Raw genomic sequence first — 16,284 nt, 5'->3', positions numbered from 1 at the left:
CTTGTCTACCGGGAGTCGTCGCTCTTGGTCTCGATATCGACCTCGATCGGACCGGAGTGATCGGCATCGTAGACCTCGATCGTGACCAGCTCGCCGGTGTGCGGCGGGTGGTACAGATCCTCCGGGACCTCGCCGTCCGAGTAGACGGGCAGGTCCTCCGACGGCAGCACGTCGGTGCTGTCGTCGGTCACCGCGAGCGTGTTGGCGTGCCACCGCATGCGCTCGCCGAGCTCCTCGCGGTGTGCGCGCTCCGCCACGATGAGCGGGTCGTGCCACAGGTCCATCATCAGGCCCGCGCACATGCCGACCATCACCACGAGGAAGGGGGCCGCCGCGATGATCGCCATCTGTTTGATGCCCGTCAACGCGTCGTCGCCGCTCACCCAGAGCAGCAGGGCCGCAACGGTACCGGTGAGCACACCCCAGAAGATGGTGATCAACCGGTTCGGCTCCTCCGCGCCTCGCTGCGAGAGCGTGCCCATCACGATGGACGCGGAGTCCGCACCGGAGACGAAGAAGATGCCGACGAGGAGCACCACCAGGAACGCGGTGATCGTGGGCCAGGGCAGGTTGCCGAGGACGTCGAAGAGCATGACCTCCTCGTTCTCGGCCTTGCTGATGCCGAGGCCCGCCTGCTCCTGGTTGATCGCCGTGCCGCCGAAGACGGCGAACCACACCAGCGACACCAGGGTGGGCACCGCCATCACGCCGATGACGAACTCGCGGATGGTGCGGCCGCGGGAGATCTTCGCGAGGAACAGGCCGACGAACGGGGTCCAGCTGACCCACCACGCCCAGTAGAAGATGGTCCACGAGGCGAGCCACTTGCCCGCCTCCGGCTCGTTGGCGGCCGAGCGGGCCGACATGTCCATGAAGTCCGCCGCGTACGCGCCCATCGACGTGGGCAGCAGGTTCAGGATGAACACGGTCGGGCCGACCACGAAGACGAAGACCGCGAGCACCAGGGCGAGCACCATGTTGGTGTTCGACAGCCACTGGATGCCCTTGGCCACGCCCGACACCGCGGACGCCACGAAGGCCAGCGTCAGGAGCGCGATGATGGCGACGAGCAGCAGCTTGCTCGAGCCGTCCTCGGCCCAGCCGAGCCGCTCCAGGCCCGCACCGACCTGCGCCGCGCCGAGGCCCAGCGAGGCGGTGGTGCCGAAGAGCGTGGCGAAGATGGCCAGGATGTCGATGATCCGGCCGCCCACGCCGTGCCCGCCGGTGCGGTTGAAGATCGGCGCGAACACCGAGCTGATCAGCTGGCTGCGCCCGCAGCGGTAGGTGCTGTAGGCGATGGCCAGGCCGACCACGGCGTAGATCGCCCACGGATGGAATCCCCAGTGGAACATGGTGGTCGCCATGGCGACCGCCACGTCGTGGGCGTCCATGCCGGGGGGCGCGCCCACGAAGTGGTAGATCGGCTCCGCGGCGCCGAAGAACATCAGGCCGATGCCCATGCCCGCGCTGAACATCATCGCGATCCAGGAGACGGTCTTGAACTCGGGGCGCTCCCCGTCGCGTCCCAGCGGGATGCGGCCGAAACGGGAGAAGGCCAGAAAGACTGCGAACAGAACGAAGAAGCTGGCTGAAATCAGGAACAGCCAACCCAAATCAGTGATGATCCAATTGAGGACGTCGGAGGTCGTTTGCTTCAACCCGTCCGAATCCAGGAAACCCCAGAGGACGAACGCCAGAACCGCAGCGGCCGTCACACCGAAAACGACCCAATCGGTCGTCCGGCGATGGTCTCCTGCCTTATTAGTTACAGTAGCCATGATGCCACTAGATCACAGTGGCCATAGCGCCGGTCAAATCTCGGGCGAACTGACCCCGTGCCCGGGGAGCCGAACTAGACTGCCCGACCTGGGGCTTCGCCGCCGGATGACGGTTCGGCCACTCAGGCCGACGGAGCGACCGATCGCACCCACCCCTCGAGCCCGCGCGGATTACGGGACTGCAGCAGCACTCGGCCCGGGCCGGTGAATTCGAAGACCATTCCCTCGCCGGACTTCATGGACTGGATCCACTTCCCCTGAACGGCGCGCCGCATGGTGAACTGCATGTTCAGGTCGTAGGCCACCACGTGGCCGGTGTCGATCACCACCTGCTCACCCGGATGCAGGTCGATCACGTCGATCGCGCCGTAGCAGGCCACCAGGACCTCGCCCTGGCCGGCGGCCTGCAGGCCGAACGCGCCCTCGCCGCCGAAGAAGGTGCGCGCGCCGCCGAACTGGGTCGTGGTCTGCACGCCGTGCGAGCTGGCGAGCCAGCCGCCCCGGGTCACGTAGTAGGGCCGGTCCGGCTGGATCTGCAGCACGGCGATGTCGCCGGGGAGGGTGCCGGCGATGTCCACCCAGCCGCCCTGCTGGGGCGCGGTGAACGTGGAGACGAAGAAGGACTCGCCGGAGAGCAGGCTGCGCTTGAGCCCCTGCATGATGCCGCCCTGCGCCTGCGACTGCAGGTTCATCCCCGCCGAATGGGCGACCATCGCACCGGACTCGACGGTCATCGGCTCGTTCGGGGCCAGCTGGCACCGGGCCATGGTGAACGACGGATTGTGACGGAGCTGTACCTGCATGCCGTCAATCTAGCGAATCCGGACGGCCTGCGACGCGTGGCGCGACGGGCCGGGCACCGCCGCGTCAGTCCAGCGGGGCGCCGGTACGCAGTTCCAACGGCTCCACCAGCAGCGCGCCGACGGTCTGCATCATCTCCGTGAAGGCCGGGCCCGCGGCGTGCTCGCGCAGCGCCTCCGGGCTCTCCCACTCCTCGGTGAAGAAGAACTCGGTCTCGGTCTCCGCAGCGTTGTAGGAGATGCAGCCCGGTTCCTGCCGGACGAGCGGGAGCGCGGCCCGGATCGCCGCGCGCACCGCGTCGCGTCCCTCCGTGGTGGGCTTGACGGCGGCGGATACGAGTACGGTCACGATCTCTCCTCACGGGCGGGTTTCGCCCGGATGCTAGCGCGCCGAACGGGTTCAGCGCACCCGATCCGCCGCGACGGCGCGGTAGCCGCCGGCGAGATCCGCCGCGCGGTGCAGACCGATGTCCCGCAGGGCCGCGGCGGCCAGCGAGCTGGAGTAGCCCTCCGAGCACATGACGATCCAGCGCACGTCCCAGCCGGTGGCCTCGGGGACGCGGGCGTCCGAGGTGGGATCCAGCCGCCACTCGAGCACGTTGCGCTCGATCACGAGGGCACCGTCGATCTCCCCCTCCTCGGCGCGCTGCGCCGCCGGGCGGGTGTCGACGAGGATCGCGCCCGCCTCGAGCTCGGCGGCCAGGTCGACGGCCTCGACGCGGTCGATCCGGTCCCGGGCGCTCGCCAGGAGTTCGTCGACGCCGTGCCCGCCGGTGGGGCCCTCCGGCTCGTCGGTCAGTTCGCTGCGCACCCTGCGGAGCCTACCGCCGGGGGTGACCTCGTAGTACGACATCGCGGTCAGCGGCGGCGAATAGGCGTGCACCGAGAGGGTGGGTGTGGCCGCCTCCCCCGTCGCGGCGTCGTGCGCGTCCGCATGCCGGGTCACGTCGTGCACCCAGCCGCGGTCGAACGCGGCCTGCCCGCCCGCGTCGATGCGGCGCTCGCGCAGCGCCTCGCCGTCCCAGAGTCGTTCGGCGAGCGCTCCCGAGACCACCGTCAGCGCACCCGCCGAGCCGGCGTGATCGTGCAGTTCGGTCGAGCGTTCGGGCACCCAGCTGATCAGCCAGACGTCCACGTCGTCGTCGCCCCAGAGCCGGGTCGCCCACCGCTCGCCCACCGGCCAGTCGGTGGGGATCACGCGGTCGTAATGGCCCGCACACACCTTGGCCGCTTCGGTCGCGGTGAGCGCCAACAGGTCCGGTGCGTGCTGCGTCATGCGACTCAGTGTCGGACGGCACGCGGCCCCGGTGAACCATTGCGCTCAGCGCGACCGAAAGCACCCTCGAGCCGGGCTCAGCGGACGAGGCCGACCTCGCGGAGCCAGGTGGCCGCCACGTCGGCGGGGTCCTTGCCGTCGATGTCGATCTTCCCGTTGAGCTCCTGCATCGTCTCGTTGGTCAGCAGCGCGCTCACCTTCCCCAGCACGTCCTTGATGGCGGGGTACTTCGCCAGCGCATCCGAGCGCACCTCGGGGACGCCGTCGTACGGCAGGAAGAACTTCCGGTCGTCCTCGAGCAGCTGCAGGCCCAGCTTCCGGATGCGGCCGTCGGTGGCGTAGACGTCGCCCGCGAGGCAGGTGTCGCCCGAGATCGCGGAGTAGATGACGCCCGCGTCCATCGTGGTGACGGTGTTCGCCGGCGTCGCGCCGCCGAGCGGCACCTCGTACTTCTCGAGCAGTCTCCCGAGGCCGTCGGGGCGGGACTGGAACTCGGGATCCACGCACAGCGAGCGCTGCGCCGGCGGCAGCCGGAACAGGTCGCTGAGGGTGTTCAGGTTCAGCTGCGCCTTCTGCGCGGGGGTCACCGCGAAGGCGTAGGTGTTGTTGAACGGGGCCGGGCTGAGCACCTCGATGCCGTTGGCCCGCTCCGCGTCGCGCACGCGGGTCCAGAGCGCGGCGGAATCGCTGATCGTCTCGGTCTGCTTGAGGTAGCTCACCCAGATGGTGCCCGTGTACTCCCAGGAGACGTCGGCGGCACCGCTGGTCATCGCTCCGCGGGACGACATCGACCCCGGCGCGTTGGTGAGGTCGGTGATCTCCGCGCCTGCGGCCTGCAGGATCGTGGTGCTGATCTTGCCGAGCAGGATGCCCTCGGAGAAGGACTTCGAGGTGACGGAGATCTTCGCGCCCGCGAGCGGGCGCTGCCCGTCGACGGGCTCGGCGTGCACGAAGTGGCCGGACGAGCTCTCCAGCCCGCAGCCGGCGAGGACCAGAGACAGCGCGGTCAGCACCGGCAGCAGTGCGCGCCGCACGCGCGCCCGCCCGCTCACGCGGTCACCCCGCGCAGGCCACGCGGCGCCAGCAGGTACTCGGCGAGCCGGGCCAGCCAGTCGATGGCGAGCGCGAGCAGCGCGACGAGCAGGGCGCCCGAGAAGAGCAGCGGCGGCAGGTACAGCGTGACGCCGGTGGTGATGAGCACGCCGAGGCCGCCGGCACCGATGAAGGTGCCCAGGGTGGCGGTGCCGACGAGGATCACCAGCGCGGTCCGCACGCCGTGCAGGATCACCGGCACCGAGAGCGGCAGCTCCACCCGGACCAGCGTTGCGAAGGCCGAGAACCCCTGCCCCCGCGCGGCTTCGATCACGCGGCCGTCCACCTGCCGCAGGCCGGTGACGGTGTTCTGCAGGATCGGCAGCACGGCGTAGACCACCAGCGCGGCGACCGCGGTCCAGCGCCCCGTACCGAACCACATGGCGAACAGCACGACCATGCCCAGGACGGGCGCTGCCTGGCCGACGTTGGCGAGCGCCACGATGACGGGCGCGACGCGGGCGAACTTCTTGCGGGTCACCAGGATTCCCAGCGGAATCGCGATGAGCACCACGAGCACGGCGGAGACCACGGTCAGCCACACGTGCTGCGCCACCGATTCGCCGAGTGCGGACCACTGCAATTGCACGGCCTCGGTCTCCGAGAAGGTCTGTGTCGCGTGCCAGATGAGGTAGCCGACGAACCCGACGACCACCAGTAGCGGCTCGAGGACCAGGTCGATCGGCACGCCTCCGGCGAACCGGGGCGTGGGGCCGATGCGCGGTGTCTTGGGCGCCTTCGCCGCGGCGGTCACGACGGCGCCGCCCGGTAGGTGTCGGCGGCCTGTTCCGGATTGGCGATGGCCTGGCGCTCGCGGATCCGCTGCGCCACCTGCTCGATGGTGAGCGCGCCGACGACCTTGCCGCGGTGGGTGACCAGCACGCCGCCCTGGCTGGACGCCAGCATCAGATCGAGTGCATCCGCGAGGGTCGCGGTGCGCTCGGCGACGGGGAGCCGCTGATCGACGTACGTCGAGACCACCGGCTTGCTGAGCACCTCGGAGACCGAGGGCCAGGCGCGGGGCCGGTCGTGCTCGTCGACCACCACCACCCAGCTCAGTCTTGCCTCCTTGGCGCGCGCGGCGACCTCCTCGGACGGATCACCGGGACGGGCGAGCACCACGGGGGCGCTGGGGATCTCACCGACGGAGCTGAGCGAGAGGTGCTTGAGCGTGGCGCCCGAGCCGACGAACTCCTCGACGAAGTCGTTGGCCGGAGCCGTGAGGATCTCCTCGGGCGTGCCGAACTGCTCGATCTGGCCGCCCTCGGAGAGGATCAGCACCCGATCTCCGAGCTTGATCGCCTCGTCGACGTCGTGCGTGACGATCACGACCGTCTTGTGCAGGTCCTCCTGGATCGCCAGCAGCTGATCCTGCAGGCGCACACGGGTGATCGGGTCGACGGCGCCGAAGGGCTCGTCCATGAGCAGGACCGGCGGATCGGCCGCGAGGGCACGGGCCACGCCGACGCGCTGCTGCTGGCCGCCCGACATCTCCTTGGGGAAGCGGCCGAGGAACTCCGTCGGGTCGAGCCCGACGAGCTCGAGCAGCTCGATGACGCGAGCCCGGGTGCGGGCCTTGTCCCAGCCGAGCAGCCCGGGCACCGCGCCGATGTTCTTCTCGACCGTCCAGTGCGGGAAGAGGCCACCGGCCTGCACCACGTAGCCGATGCCCTGTCGCAGGTCGTCGACGTCGGCCTTGGTGACGTCCGTGCCGCCGATCAGCACGCGCCCGGAGGTGGGCTCGATCAGCCGGTTGATCATCTTCAGCGTGGTGGTCTTGCCGCAGCCCGACGGCCCGACGATCGCCACCGTCTCCCCCGCCTCGATGGCGATGGAGAGTTCCTTGACCGCCGGCTTGTCCTGCCCGCGGTAGCGCTTGATCACCTTCTCCAGCTCGATCGATACGCCCGTCGTTTGACTCATCGCAGTCCCTTCGAGACGGTGAGGCGGCCCAGCAGAACCAGGAGACCGTCGAGTACGAGCGCGACGGCCACCACGAGAACGGTGCCCACCAACGCGGATTCGAGTGCGCCCGCACCGCCGAGGCGGGCGAGGCCGGAGAAGATCAGGGAGCCCAGGCCGGGGCCCAGGACGTAGGCCACCACCGTGGCGACACCCACCACCAACTGCGTACTGACCCGGATCCCGGTGAGGATCACTGGCCAGGCGTTCGGCAGCTCGACGGTGGTCAGCACCCGCCAGCGGGGCATCCCCAGCCCGCGGGCGGCCTCCACCAGCGCCGGCGGCACGGCCTGCAGGCCGACGATGGCGCTGGTCAGGATCGGCAGGGTGGCGTAGAAGGTGAGCATCGTGACCGACGGGGTCACGCCCAGGCCGAAGACGATCAGCAGCAGGGCCAGCAGGGCGAGGGAGGGCACCGTCATACCGACGGAGGCGATGGCGGTGGCGAAGGCCGCGCCCGCGCGGGTGCGGTACACGAGCGACGCGATCACCAGTGCGATCAGCACTCCCAGCAGCACGCACTGGATCACCAGGGAGGCGTGTTGGTAGGTGAGGAAGCCGAGCTGACCCCCACGACCGTCGAGGAATCTTCGGAGGTCCACCCGTCAGAATCTACAGACAGTGGGGCTTTCGCGCGCGGTTCGCACCAGAGTGATCGCAAATGGTGGGCCCGGACGGCACCGGGAGAGGGCGCACAGCACCGAGGAATCCCTTTCCCTCTTCAACTTATAACGCACCCGGGGCCTTGCCGCAAGGCCCCGGTGAGCGCGCATACTCGCTGGCCGGATCCGATTTCGACGAGGTGGGTGCATGTCCGAGAACGAGAACGAACTGACCGACGAGTTGATGCAGGAGCGTGCGTACGTGGCGGGGTTGTACGCGCGGTTGGACGCCGAGCGGGCCCGGGCGCGTCGACGCTACTCCGACGCCCTGCGCGATCACGAGGGCCGGGCGGTGGACCGGGAGGGCGACGTGATGACCTCCGCGCGGGAGATGCGGCGCCTCGACGTCGCCGAGGAGGGGCTGGCCTTCGGCCGGCTCGACGGGGAGCCCGGCGGCACCGTCGGCACGCGGTACGTGGGACGCCTGGGCCTCTTCGACGACGAGGACGGCGAGCGCGAGCTGCTGCTGGACTGGCGCGCGCCGGCCTCGCGCCCCTTCTACACGGCGACGGGCGCGCACCCGGAGGGCGTGCACCGGCGGCGGCAGTTCCTCAGCCGCGGCCGGGAGGTGACCGCGTTCACCGACGAGATGCTGGGGCGTCCCGGCGCGGACGCCCGCGGCGACGCCGCACTCCTGGCCGCGGTCACCGCGCCGCGCGGCGCGGGGATGCGCGACATCGTCGCGACGATCCAGGCGGACCAGGACCGGATCATCCGCTCCGACGATCCCGGGGTCACCGTGATCGAGGGCGGGCCCGGCACCGGTAAGACGGTGGTGGCGCTGCACCGCGTGGCCTACCTGCTCTACACGCAGCGGGCGCGATTCGAGCGGCACGGCGTCCTCGTCGTCGGGCCGAACACGTCCTTCCTGCGGCACATCGACCGGGTGCTGCCCTCGCTGGGCGAGTCCGACGTGGTGTTCGCGACGCCCGGCACGCTCTACCCCGGGGTGGCGGCGCACGCCGAGGACGCGCCCGCCGTGGCACGGATCAAGGGATCCGCCGCGATGGCCGGCGTGCTCGCGGCGGCGGTCGCGGACGCCCCGCGCCTCCCGGAGGCACCCGTCACCATCGGGCTCGGTGACACGGACGTGCGGATCACCGCCGACGTCGTCGGCTGGGCGCGCGACGAGGCGCGGGAGAGCGGACGACCGCACAACCAGGCGCGCTCCGTCTTCCTCGACGTCCTCACCTGGGCGATCACCGAACGCGCGCTGGGTCGGGTCGGGAAGCAGTGGCTGCGCCGCGAGGACACGCGGGCGTGGGAGGAGATGCGCGGCAGCATGCTCGCGGACCTCGCGGTGGACGGGACGTTCCGGCGGACCGTCGACGCGCTGTGGCCAGTCCTGTCGCCCGAGCGGCTCCTCGCGGACCTGCTCGGCTCGCCGGAACGGCTGGCCGCGGCGGGGGCGGACCCCTCGCTGCTGCGGTCCGACGGTGCCGCCTGGACCGTCTCGGACGTGCCCCTGCTCGACGAGCTCGCCGAACTGCTCGGGCCGCACGAGGCCGCGGACGACGCGGCGGCGGCCGAGAACCGCAGGGAACAAGCGGAGTTCGCGGAGGGCGTGCTGGATTCGCTGGTGTCCCGGTCGGATTCGATGGACGACGAGGATCACCTCTTCGCCACGGACCTGCTCTACGCCGACGATCTGGCGGGTCGGTTCGAGGAGCGGGACACGCGCGATCTGGTGGAACGGGCCGCGGCGGACCGCACCTGGGTGTACCGGCACGTGGTGGTCGACGAGGCGCAGGAACTCTCGGCGATGGACTGGCGCGTGCTCATGCGGCGCTGCCCGTCCCGGTCCTTCACGGTGGTCGGGGATCTCACGCAGCGCAGCGCCCCCGCGGGCGCGCGGTCGTGGGCGGAGATGCTCGACCCGTACGTGGCGGGGCGGTGGGCGTACACCGCGCTCACGGTGAACTACCGCACCCCGTCGGAGATCATGGACGTGGCCGCGGAGCTGCTGGCCCGGTTCGCGCCCGGCACCGTCCCGCCGGAGTCGGTGCGCGCCTCGGGAACCCGCCCGTGGGCGCGGCGCGTGGGCGACGAGGAGGAGATCGCCGGGGCGATCGCGGACTTCGTCCGCGACGAGGCGGGCCGGGAGGGCACCTCCGTGGTGATCGGGCCCGACGGCACGCCGGGCGCGGTGCCGCCGGCGGAGACGAAGGGGCTCGAGTTCGACGCGGTGCTCGTCGTCGACCCGGAGGTGATCCTCGCGGACGGCGAGCGCGGTGCGGCGGAGCTCTACGTCGCGCTCACGCGGGCCACGCAGCGCCTCGGGGTGCTGCACCGGGAGCCGTTGCCGGAGAGCCTGTCCGGTCTCGCGGATCCCGCTCCCGCCCGGTGATCGCGGTGCGCGGCGTGCTCAGCCCCCACCCTTGATCCAGTCGAGGGCGATCGCCACGACGGCGGCGTTGAAGAAGAAGCTGAGCACGCTGTGCACGATCACCAGGCGACGGGTGGAGCGCCGGGTGACGGTCACGTCCGAGACCGCGAAGGACGTGCCGATGGTGATGGAGAAGTAGAGGAACTCGGTGAGCTGCGGGCGTTCGCAGTCGGGGAACTGCAGGCCCCCATCGGCGAAGTAGTCGCGCGCGTAGATCTGCGCGAACGCCGTGTGCAGCAGGAGCCAGGACAGGAGGACGGTGGCGGCGGCGACCGGCTGCAGGGCCGGATCGGGTTCCTCCCCTCGGGTGGCGATCATCAGCAGCCCGCCCACCAGGCCGGAGCCGCTGACCACCGTCGCGAACAGCGTGGTCTGCCAGCGCGGCGCCGCCATCAGGTTCGGGTCGTCCTCGTCGACGGGGATGCGCCGGTGCAGCAGGAACCAGCCCGCCGCCACGTAGGCGACGGCCGCCACGTTCCAGACGACCAGCAGCGGCAGCGCCGCGCTGCCGAAGACCAGGACCGCCACGAGCCAGGCCAGTCCGAGCAGCGTGAGGACCGTCTCGAGCAGGGGGACCAGGATCGAGCTGCGCATGCGGCCAGCATTGCACGGGGCTCGGCGCCCGGCGGATACGATCGCCTCGTGTCCCCCGCCCGCTCCAGCCCGTCGCGCTACGTCCAGCTGCGCTTCCTGGAGGCCGGCCTGGCGGTACTGGCCGAGCGCGGGCACGCGGCGCTCAAGCTGGCCGCCGTGTGCGCACAGGCCGGATCGTCCACGGGCAGCTTCTACCACGCGTTCCCGAGCTGGCCCGAGTTCACCTCGGCGCTGATCGGGTACTGGCGGGAGACGAAGAGCGACCGGATCATCGAGGCGGCCCGTCGGGTGCCGGACGCCCGGGAGCGGCTCCTCTCGCTCATCGACACCGGCATGACCCTGCCGCACGCCACCGAGGCCGCCATCCGGGTGTGGGCCGCCCACGATCCGGAGGTCGCGCAGCACCAGGCCCAGGTCGATCGCGAGCGCCGCGACGTGATCGCCGAGGCCTACACCGAGGTGCTCGGCGATCCCGCGCTCGCGCAGCAGTACGCGACCACCGCGTTGTACCTGCTCGTCGGGTACGAGAGCGGCACACTGCAATCCCCCGAGACGCTCGCCTTCGCCTTCCGCACCTTCAGCGACGTCGCACTCGGCGCGGCCGGAGACCCGCCCGATCCCGAGGGGCCCTGAGATCAGCCCTGGCGGGCGAACTGCACCGGCAGCCACGGATCGGTGTGGACGGTGTCCGGGCGCGGGAATCCCTGTCCTGGCGTGGGGATCTCGCTGATCGCACGGGCGAGATCGGCGAGTGGCGCCGCCTCCTCCTCCGCCGGCGCGGGGCGGGTGCGGGTGCGGTTCCGGAGCCGGATCCCGTACAGGGACAGGAGCATGCCCGCGGCGCCGGATGCCGAGACGGACCAGGCCAGGCGCGTCCCCGTATCGTCCGCCGCCCCCGCGAGCGAGCCCGCGGCGAGGGCGGGCGTCGAGTTCGTGCCCACTTCGGCCCGCAGCTGCGACTGGATCAGGGCGAGCTGCGCGTCGATCGACTTCAGGGCGATGCCCAGCTGCTTCAGGCCCGTCGAAAGGTTCGACGCCGCCGCGAGCGCCTGCGGTTTCGCCGCCTCGATCGTCGCGAGGCCGTCGCGCAGGGAGCGCGCCGCCGTCCGCGCCCGACCGAGGGAGGCCGACGACGACGCCGAGGCCTGCGACAACGACTCCACCGAGTCCGCGAGCCCGTCCGCGGTCTCCAGCGCGGTGAAGCCGTCGGTCGCAGCGATGACCTGGTCGAGCTGGGCGATGGTCTGCTTCGCCTCGGGCGTCGGCTGCGCGATGAGTCGCTTGCGCAGCAGCACGGCGTTGGTGCGGACCGACGTCGTCATTCCCGACAGGCCCTGCAGCTGCTCGATCGTGCCGGACCACCCCTGCGCCGATGCGGAGACCTGGTCGAGCGCGGCGGAGGCGCTCTCGGTCTCGTCCAGGCCGGCAGCCACCTCGGCCGCCCCTTCGCGGGCCGTGGCCACGCTGTCGAAGACCTGAGGCACCCCGGCCATCGCCGTGGTCAGGCCGGACGTCGACGAGGTCACCGCGTTCGAGAGCAGCGTGAACATGGTGCGCGAATCGTCGGCGGCCTTGAGGGCGACGCGGGCCGGTTCGGTGGTCGGCGCCTGCGCCCCGGCCGGCCCCTGCGCCGCCGGAACGGTGCGCACCGGCGGCGGCTCCGGCGGATCGGCGGGGGTCGGCGATCCGGTCAGCGCGTAGATCGCGCCGCCCACCGTCATGGCGCCGAACACGGCGAGGAGTCCGGTGCCGGCGACGGCGCGCATCGCGCGCGCGGAAAGGTGTCCCGCGTTACGCGCGGGGCGCTGTGTTGCTTCAGTCACACGGCGAGGGTAGCGGCGGACGCGCGATCCGGCTGGGCATGATCGTCGGCTAAAGATGTTGATACATCACACCCGAAAATGCTGGGCGCGTGCGCCACCCGGGTTCTCGCAGGCGGATCGCCGCGGAGGAGGAGCGTCGTCAAGACGATCGCGCTGCAACGGGTTCCTCCGCCGCTGTCGACCGGCCGCGCACCGTGGCGCTCGCGACCCAGTACAGGCCGGCGCTCACGAGGAAGGTCGGCACCGTGGCGCCGACGGGACTGACCCACACGTACGTGATCACGGAGGAGAAGGCCACGCCCACGACCCACACCGCGACCGCCACCGGGTTCCATCCGCCGCGGTACCAATAGGTGCGCGCTCCGGCCTCGGCGAGCGAGGCCGCGTACCGGCCGCGACGCAACACGTAGAAGTCCACGACGATGATCGCGAAGACCGGGATGAAGACGATCCCGATCGCGGTGAGGAAGGAGGTGAACTTGTCCAGCAGCGCGAGCCATGCCGAGCCTGCGATCGAGACGACACCCAATCCCAGCGCGGCGGGCAGGAATCGGATACGACCGGGCTCGGCGTTCACCAGCGAGGTGACCATGCCGTACACCGCCATCGAATTGGTGGCCATGACCGAGAAGAAGACCACCCCGGCGAGCGGGACGCCGAACTCGGCGACGATCACCGTCGGATCGAAGGGCGGCGCGTCCTCGCCGTTCGCGAGCAGCCACGCGATCGCGGTGGCGCCCAGGGTCATCGCGGCCACCGTCGAGGCGATGTAGCCGAGCCCCGAGCCGATGACGCCCCCGCGCTCCGTCCGTGCGAACCGGTTGATGTCGGCCGAGAGAACGGTCCAGGAGACGGCGGTGGCGACCACGATGTCGAAGATGCCGAGCCCGCTGAGGCCGTCGGGGTCGCGCGGTAGCGCGTTCAGGCGGGCGAAGCCGTCGCCGAACATGTCGAGGAAGAGGTAGGCCATGATCGCCAGGATCACCACGGCCAGAATCGGTTCCACCTTGGCGATGCCGGCGTGGCCGAAGATCGCGAGCGACACCACGATCACCTCGCACAGCACCGAGAACAGCGCCGGGTTGGAGTACCCCGTCTGCTGCTGCACCACGTAGTTCACGGTGACGCCGGCGAGCATCGCCTGCACCCAGCTCCAGCCCATGAGCACGGCGATGTTGGCGGCCACGGGGATCCGGCTGCCGCGCACGCCGAAGGAGGCGCGGGTGAGCGCCATCGTCGGCAGGCCGGTGCGGGTTCCGACGTTGCCGACCGCGACGAGCACCAGGGCACCGACCACGGTGCCCGCGAGGATCAGCCACAGCGCGCTGCTCAGCGACACCGACGGTACGAACAGCGTGCCGGTGAGCATCGTGGTGACCACGAGGTTGGCGGCCAGCCAGATCGCGAAGACGCGGCGGCCGCTGAGGTCGCCGGTCACCGGGGTGCCGTCGTCGGCGCCGGCGCTCAGGTGGGCGTCGAGGCGGCGGTAGGCGCGCAGCATCAGGCGACCGCGAGGTGCTCGTGGACGGCGATGAGCGCGCCGTCCTCGCCCACGGCGAAGACGATGCTCTCGCGCTCGCGGGTCTCCGTGCGGGTGCCGTCGCCGTCCTGGGTGACGGTGTGCACCGCGTGGCTGAAGACCGCCGTCCGCCCGACGACCGTCACCACGCGCTCGGTGCTCGCGCAGGAGAGGACGCGCCAACCGGAGTCGACCCAGCCGGCCCACAGTCGCTCGTAGGCGGCGCGGTCGGCCAGTGTGCGCGGTTCCGTGTGGAAGACGAAGCTCGCCCGCGGGTGGAAGCCGGCGAAGTAACGCTCGGTGTCCGTGGCGGCGAAGGCCTCGATGATCCGATCGGCTGCGGCGAGCACGTCGCCCGCGGGGATCGTGTGGTCCATTTCCAACTCCTGACCTGCGGTTCCCCGCGTCGGATCGGCCCACTGTAGGCGGCACCACAGGCGGCCGCAAGCAGTTCCGAATAGCGACGTCCTTCCGTCTGCAGGTTCTGCACTCGTGTGCTGCCTCTTATCTTCTTTCCGAGCGTGTCCGGCCACTTCCGTGCACTATTGGCGCAACGGGATCGACCGAAAAGTCGATGGTCGAAGTTCAGGGAGGCGGCGATGGACGGGGTGGACCGGCTCCTGGTGGACCTGCTGGCCGACGACGGCCGGCGCAGTCACCGCGACCTCGCGGCCGCCGCGGGGATCACCCGCGCCACGGTCGCCGCGCGGCTGCGCCGGCTCGCCGAGTCCGGCGCGTTCACGGTGCAGGGCGTGGTGCATCCTTCGGTGCTCGGCCGCGGCAGCATCTGTTACGCGCGGATCGCCGTCGACGGTGCCGCCGCCCCCGTCGCGGAGGCGGCGGCCGCGCTGCCGGAGGTGGTCTACGTGTCCGTCACCACCGGCCGGTTCGCCGTGGCCGCGGAGATCCGCACCGGCTCGGACGACGCGGTCGACGCCACCCTCACCCGCCTGCGCGCGATGCCGGGCGTGGCGCACGTCGAGGCGCTGGGCTACCGGGAGGTGATCCGGGACGCGGTGGGTCCGGTGGGCGAGCCGACGGCTCAGCTCGACGAGGCCGACGTGGCGCTCCTGCGCGTCCTCGAGACCGACGGCCGCGCCTCATACGTGCGGCTCGGTGCGGCGGCGGGACTCTCCGCGGCGGCCGCACGGCGGCGGGTCCTGCGTCTGGTGGCGGCCTCGGTGGTGCGGATCGGCCCCATCGCCAGCCGCGGCTCCGAGCACGCGCTGGGCATGGGGATCGGTGTCCGCGGCGACGTGCGGGAGGCCGCCCGCGAGGTGGGCGCGATCGCGGGCGCCGGCTTCCTCGCGCGCACGCTGGGCGCCTTCGACCTCCTGGTGACGGTGCGGGCACCGTCGGCCGCGGGACTGGCCGCGACGGTCGACGCGGTCCGGGCACTGCCCGCCGTCGGAACGGTGGAGACCTGGTCGCACCTGCGCTTCGTCAAGGAGTCGTACGCCTCGCTGAGTGCGGCCGCGGGCTGAGCGGACTCAGCCGGCGGCGAGTAGGTCGAGGTCGCGCACGCAGTAGCGGTGGTGCTCGAAGGTCTCGGTGAGGACGGTGCGCAGGCACTGCAGCACCGAGCGGCCACGCGCGTACGGCGGCCAGACGTCGTCGTCGGGCACCGGCGCGGGCACCGCGAGCCGCGCGGGCGTGATCCCGTCGAGCCAGGCCTCCAGCTCGGCGGTCTGGGCGGCGCGCACGGTCACGACCTCGTCGAACGGCGGATCGAGCGAGGGATCCACGCCGTGGGTGCCGCGGTAGGGGCCGGATTCCGGGCCGACGCCGAGCGGCGTGAACAGCGCGGTCGAGCCCCGGCAGCAGCGGCGGAACCAGGAGTCGTGGACGAAGACGAGGTGCCGCAAGGTCTGCGCCGCGGACCACTCGTCGTTCACGGTGCGATTCTCGATTCCCGGCGTACGCCGGATTCGATCGATCGTGGCGTCCCAGTCGGCGTGCAGCCGCGCCGCCGCGCGACGCAGATCCGCGGGATCGTCGGCGCGGATCAGCGGGCGCACCGGGTAGCGCCGGTCGAGCTCCGCCTCGACGTACGGCGTCACGTCGACCCCGTTCACCACGAGGCCGGCGACGAGCCCGTCGATCCGCACGTCCTGCATCACCGCACCCACGAAGCGCGCCCCGGACAGATCGCACTCCCGGAACTCGGCCCCGGTCAGATCCTCATCGGCGTAGCGGGCCATGTCCGGATGGTAGGCCGGGTGTAGGGTCCCGACCTACCTGGCGACTGTCAGCCTTCTCACCTGCACTGCATCACGCAGTCCCACGGAGTTGGCATCTCGCCAGTCCCAGCAACATGGCATTTCCACCACAGCATTCAGGCCGTCGCCGGACTCCCACTCCAGCAGCAGTACCGTTCCCACAGCCTTCGACA

The 16,284-nt window shown here is 71.2% G+C and carries 16 protein-coding genes and 1 pseudogene; 3 read left to right on the top strand and 14 right to left on the bottom strand.

Translation table 11 applies throughout. The features are described 5' to 3' along the window. Window positions 1-5: 5 nt before the first annotated feature. The 9 genes and pseudogenes from BLQ62_RS01965 to BLQ62_RS01930 all read right to left on the bottom strand — a co-directional run bounded on the left by BLQ62_RS01965 (window position 6) and on the right by BLQ62_RS01930 (window position 7,510). A complete protein-coding gene (locus BLQ62_RS01965) occupies window positions 6-1,778 on the bottom strand; it encodes a BCCT family transporter (RefSeq protein WP_068565073.1) in 1,773 nt (590 codons plus the stop codon). 122 nt (window positions 1,779-1,900) lie between these two features. After that, window positions 1,901-2,581 carry a TIGR00266 family protein gene (locus BLQ62_RS01960; protein ID WP_068537209.1) on the bottom strand — a complete coding sequence of 227 codons (681 nt, stop codon included), beginning with the start codon at window positions 2,579-2,581 and terminating at the stop codon, window positions 1,901-1,903. Between the two features lie 64 nt (window positions 2,582-2,645). Further along, window positions 2,646-2,927 carry a putative quinol monooxygenase gene (locus BLQ62_RS01955; RefSeq protein WP_068565076.1) on the bottom strand — a complete coding sequence of 94 codons (282 nt, stop codon included), beginning with the start codon at window positions 2,925-2,927 and terminating at the stop codon, window positions 2,646-2,648. Between the two features lie 51 nt (window positions 2,928-2,978). Continuing rightward, complete coding sequence (locus BLQ62_RS24065) at window positions 2,979-3,281, bottom strand: rhodanese-like domain-containing protein (RefSeq protein WP_279386765.1); 303 nt, start codon at window positions 3,279-3,281, stop codon at window positions 2,979-2,981. A gap of 75 nt (window positions 3,282-3,356) precedes the next feature. Beyond that, window positions 3,357-3,854: pseudogene (locus BLQ62_RS24060) on the bottom strand (cupin domain-containing protein); the annotation flags it as partial. Between the two features lie 77 nt (window positions 3,855-3,931). Continuing rightward, window positions 3,932-4,906 carry a glycine betaine ABC transporter substrate-binding protein gene (locus BLQ62_RS01945; protein WP_231857573.1) on the bottom strand — a complete coding sequence of 325 codons (975 nt, stop codon included), beginning with the start codon at window positions 4,904-4,906 and terminating at the stop codon, window positions 3,932-3,934. Beyond that, on the bottom strand, window positions 4,903-5,700 hold the full coding sequence (locus BLQ62_RS01940; protein WP_068565078.1) for an ABC transporter permease: 798 nt from the start codon (window positions 5,698-5,700) through the stop codon (window positions 4,903-4,905). The genes BLQ62_RS01945 and BLQ62_RS01940 overlap by 4 nt, the downstream gene beginning before the upstream one ends. Beyond that, on the bottom strand, window positions 5,697-6,869 hold the full coding sequence (locus BLQ62_RS01935) for an ATP-binding cassette domain-containing protein (RefSeq protein WP_068565080.1): 1,173 nt from the start codon (window positions 6,867-6,869) through the stop codon (window positions 5,697-5,699). The genes BLQ62_RS01940 and BLQ62_RS01935 overlap by 4 nt, the downstream gene beginning before the upstream one ends. Beyond that, a complete protein-coding gene (locus BLQ62_RS01930; RefSeq protein WP_068537218.1) occupies window positions 6,866-7,510 on the bottom strand; it encodes an ABC transporter permease in 645 nt (214 codons plus the stop codon). Before BLQ62_RS01930 ends, BLQ62_RS01935 begins: the two co-directional genes overlap by 4 nt. Before the next feature lie 208 nt (window positions 7,511-7,718). Between BLQ62_RS01930 and helR the strand changes: the two genes are divergently transcribed. Further along, complete coding sequence (gene helR, locus BLQ62_RS01925) at window positions 7,719-9,917, top strand: RNA polymerase recycling motor ATPase HelR (protein WP_068565082.1); 2,199 nt, start codon at window positions 7,719-7,721, stop codon at window positions 9,915-9,917. Between the two features lie 18 nt (window positions 9,918-9,935). Here helR and BLQ62_RS01920 read toward each other — a convergent pair whose 3' ends face one another. After that, the gene (locus BLQ62_RS01920; RefSeq protein WP_068537222.1) at window positions 9,936-10,550 is read right to left on the bottom strand and encodes a DUF1345 domain-containing protein; all 615 of its coding nucleotides are present in this window, start codon (window positions 10,548-10,550) and stop codon (window positions 9,936-9,938) included. Window positions 10,551-10,598: 48 nt separating this feature from the next. Here BLQ62_RS01920 and BLQ62_RS01915 point away from each other — a divergent pair, with 48 nt between their 5' ends. After that, window positions 10,599-11,183 carry a TetR/AcrR family transcriptional regulator gene (locus BLQ62_RS01915; protein WP_068537224.1) on the top strand — a complete coding sequence of 195 codons (585 nt, stop codon included), beginning with the start codon at window positions 10,599-10,601 and terminating at the stop codon, window positions 11,181-11,183. A gap of 2 nt (window positions 11,184-11,185) precedes the next feature. Here BLQ62_RS01915 and BLQ62_RS01910 read toward each other — a convergent pair whose 3' ends face one another. The 3 genes from BLQ62_RS01910 to BLQ62_RS01900 all read right to left on the bottom strand — a co-directional run bounded on the left by BLQ62_RS01910 (window position 11,186) and on the right by BLQ62_RS01900 (window position 14,269). Continuing rightward, the gene (locus BLQ62_RS01910; RefSeq protein ID WP_139184137.1) at window positions 11,186-12,373 is read right to left on the bottom strand and encodes a hypothetical protein; all 1,188 of its coding nucleotides are present in this window, start codon (window positions 12,371-12,373) and stop codon (window positions 11,186-11,188) included. A 139-nt stretch (window positions 12,374-12,512) separates the two neighbouring features. Beyond that, window positions 12,513-13,874, bottom strand: coding sequence for a purine-cytosine permease family protein (locus BLQ62_RS01905; protein ID WP_068565086.1), 1,362 nt, complete (start codon window positions 13,872-13,874; stop codon window positions 12,513-12,515). Beyond that, the gene (locus BLQ62_RS01900; RefSeq protein ID WP_068537230.1) at window positions 13,874-14,269 is read right to left on the bottom strand and encodes a YybH family protein; all 396 of its coding nucleotides are present in this window, start codon (window positions 14,267-14,269) and stop codon (window positions 13,874-13,876) included. The genes BLQ62_RS01905 and BLQ62_RS01900 overlap by 1 nt, the downstream gene beginning before the upstream one ends. Before the next feature lie 222 nt (window positions 14,270-14,491). Between BLQ62_RS01900 and BLQ62_RS01895 the strand changes: the two genes are divergently transcribed. Continuing rightward, the gene (locus tag BLQ62_RS01895; RefSeq protein ID WP_068537233.1) at window positions 14,492-15,376 is read left to right on the top strand and encodes an Lrp/AsnC family transcriptional regulator; all 885 of its coding nucleotides are present in this window, start codon (window positions 14,492-14,494) and stop codon (window positions 15,374-15,376) included. A 6-nt stretch (window positions 15,377-15,382) separates the two neighbouring features. On the opposite strand, the gene BLQ62_RS01890 is transcribed toward BLQ62_RS01895, so the two are convergent. Next, window positions 15,383-16,093: a DinB family protein gene (locus BLQ62_RS01890; protein ID WP_068537235.1), complete on the bottom strand. Its 711-nt coding sequence runs from the start codon at window positions 16,091-16,093 to the stop codon at window positions 15,383-15,385. Window positions 16,094-16,284 lie beyond the last annotated feature (191 nt).

Source organism: Tsukamurella pulmonis (genome assembly GCF_900103175.1).
Taxonomy (GTDB): Bacteria; Actinomycetota; Actinomycetes; order Mycobacteriales; family Mycobacteriaceae; genus Tsukamurella; species Tsukamurella pulmonis.
Note: the sequence above shows the minus strand (reverse complement) of the source record. Positions and strands in the feature narration are given on the sequence as shown.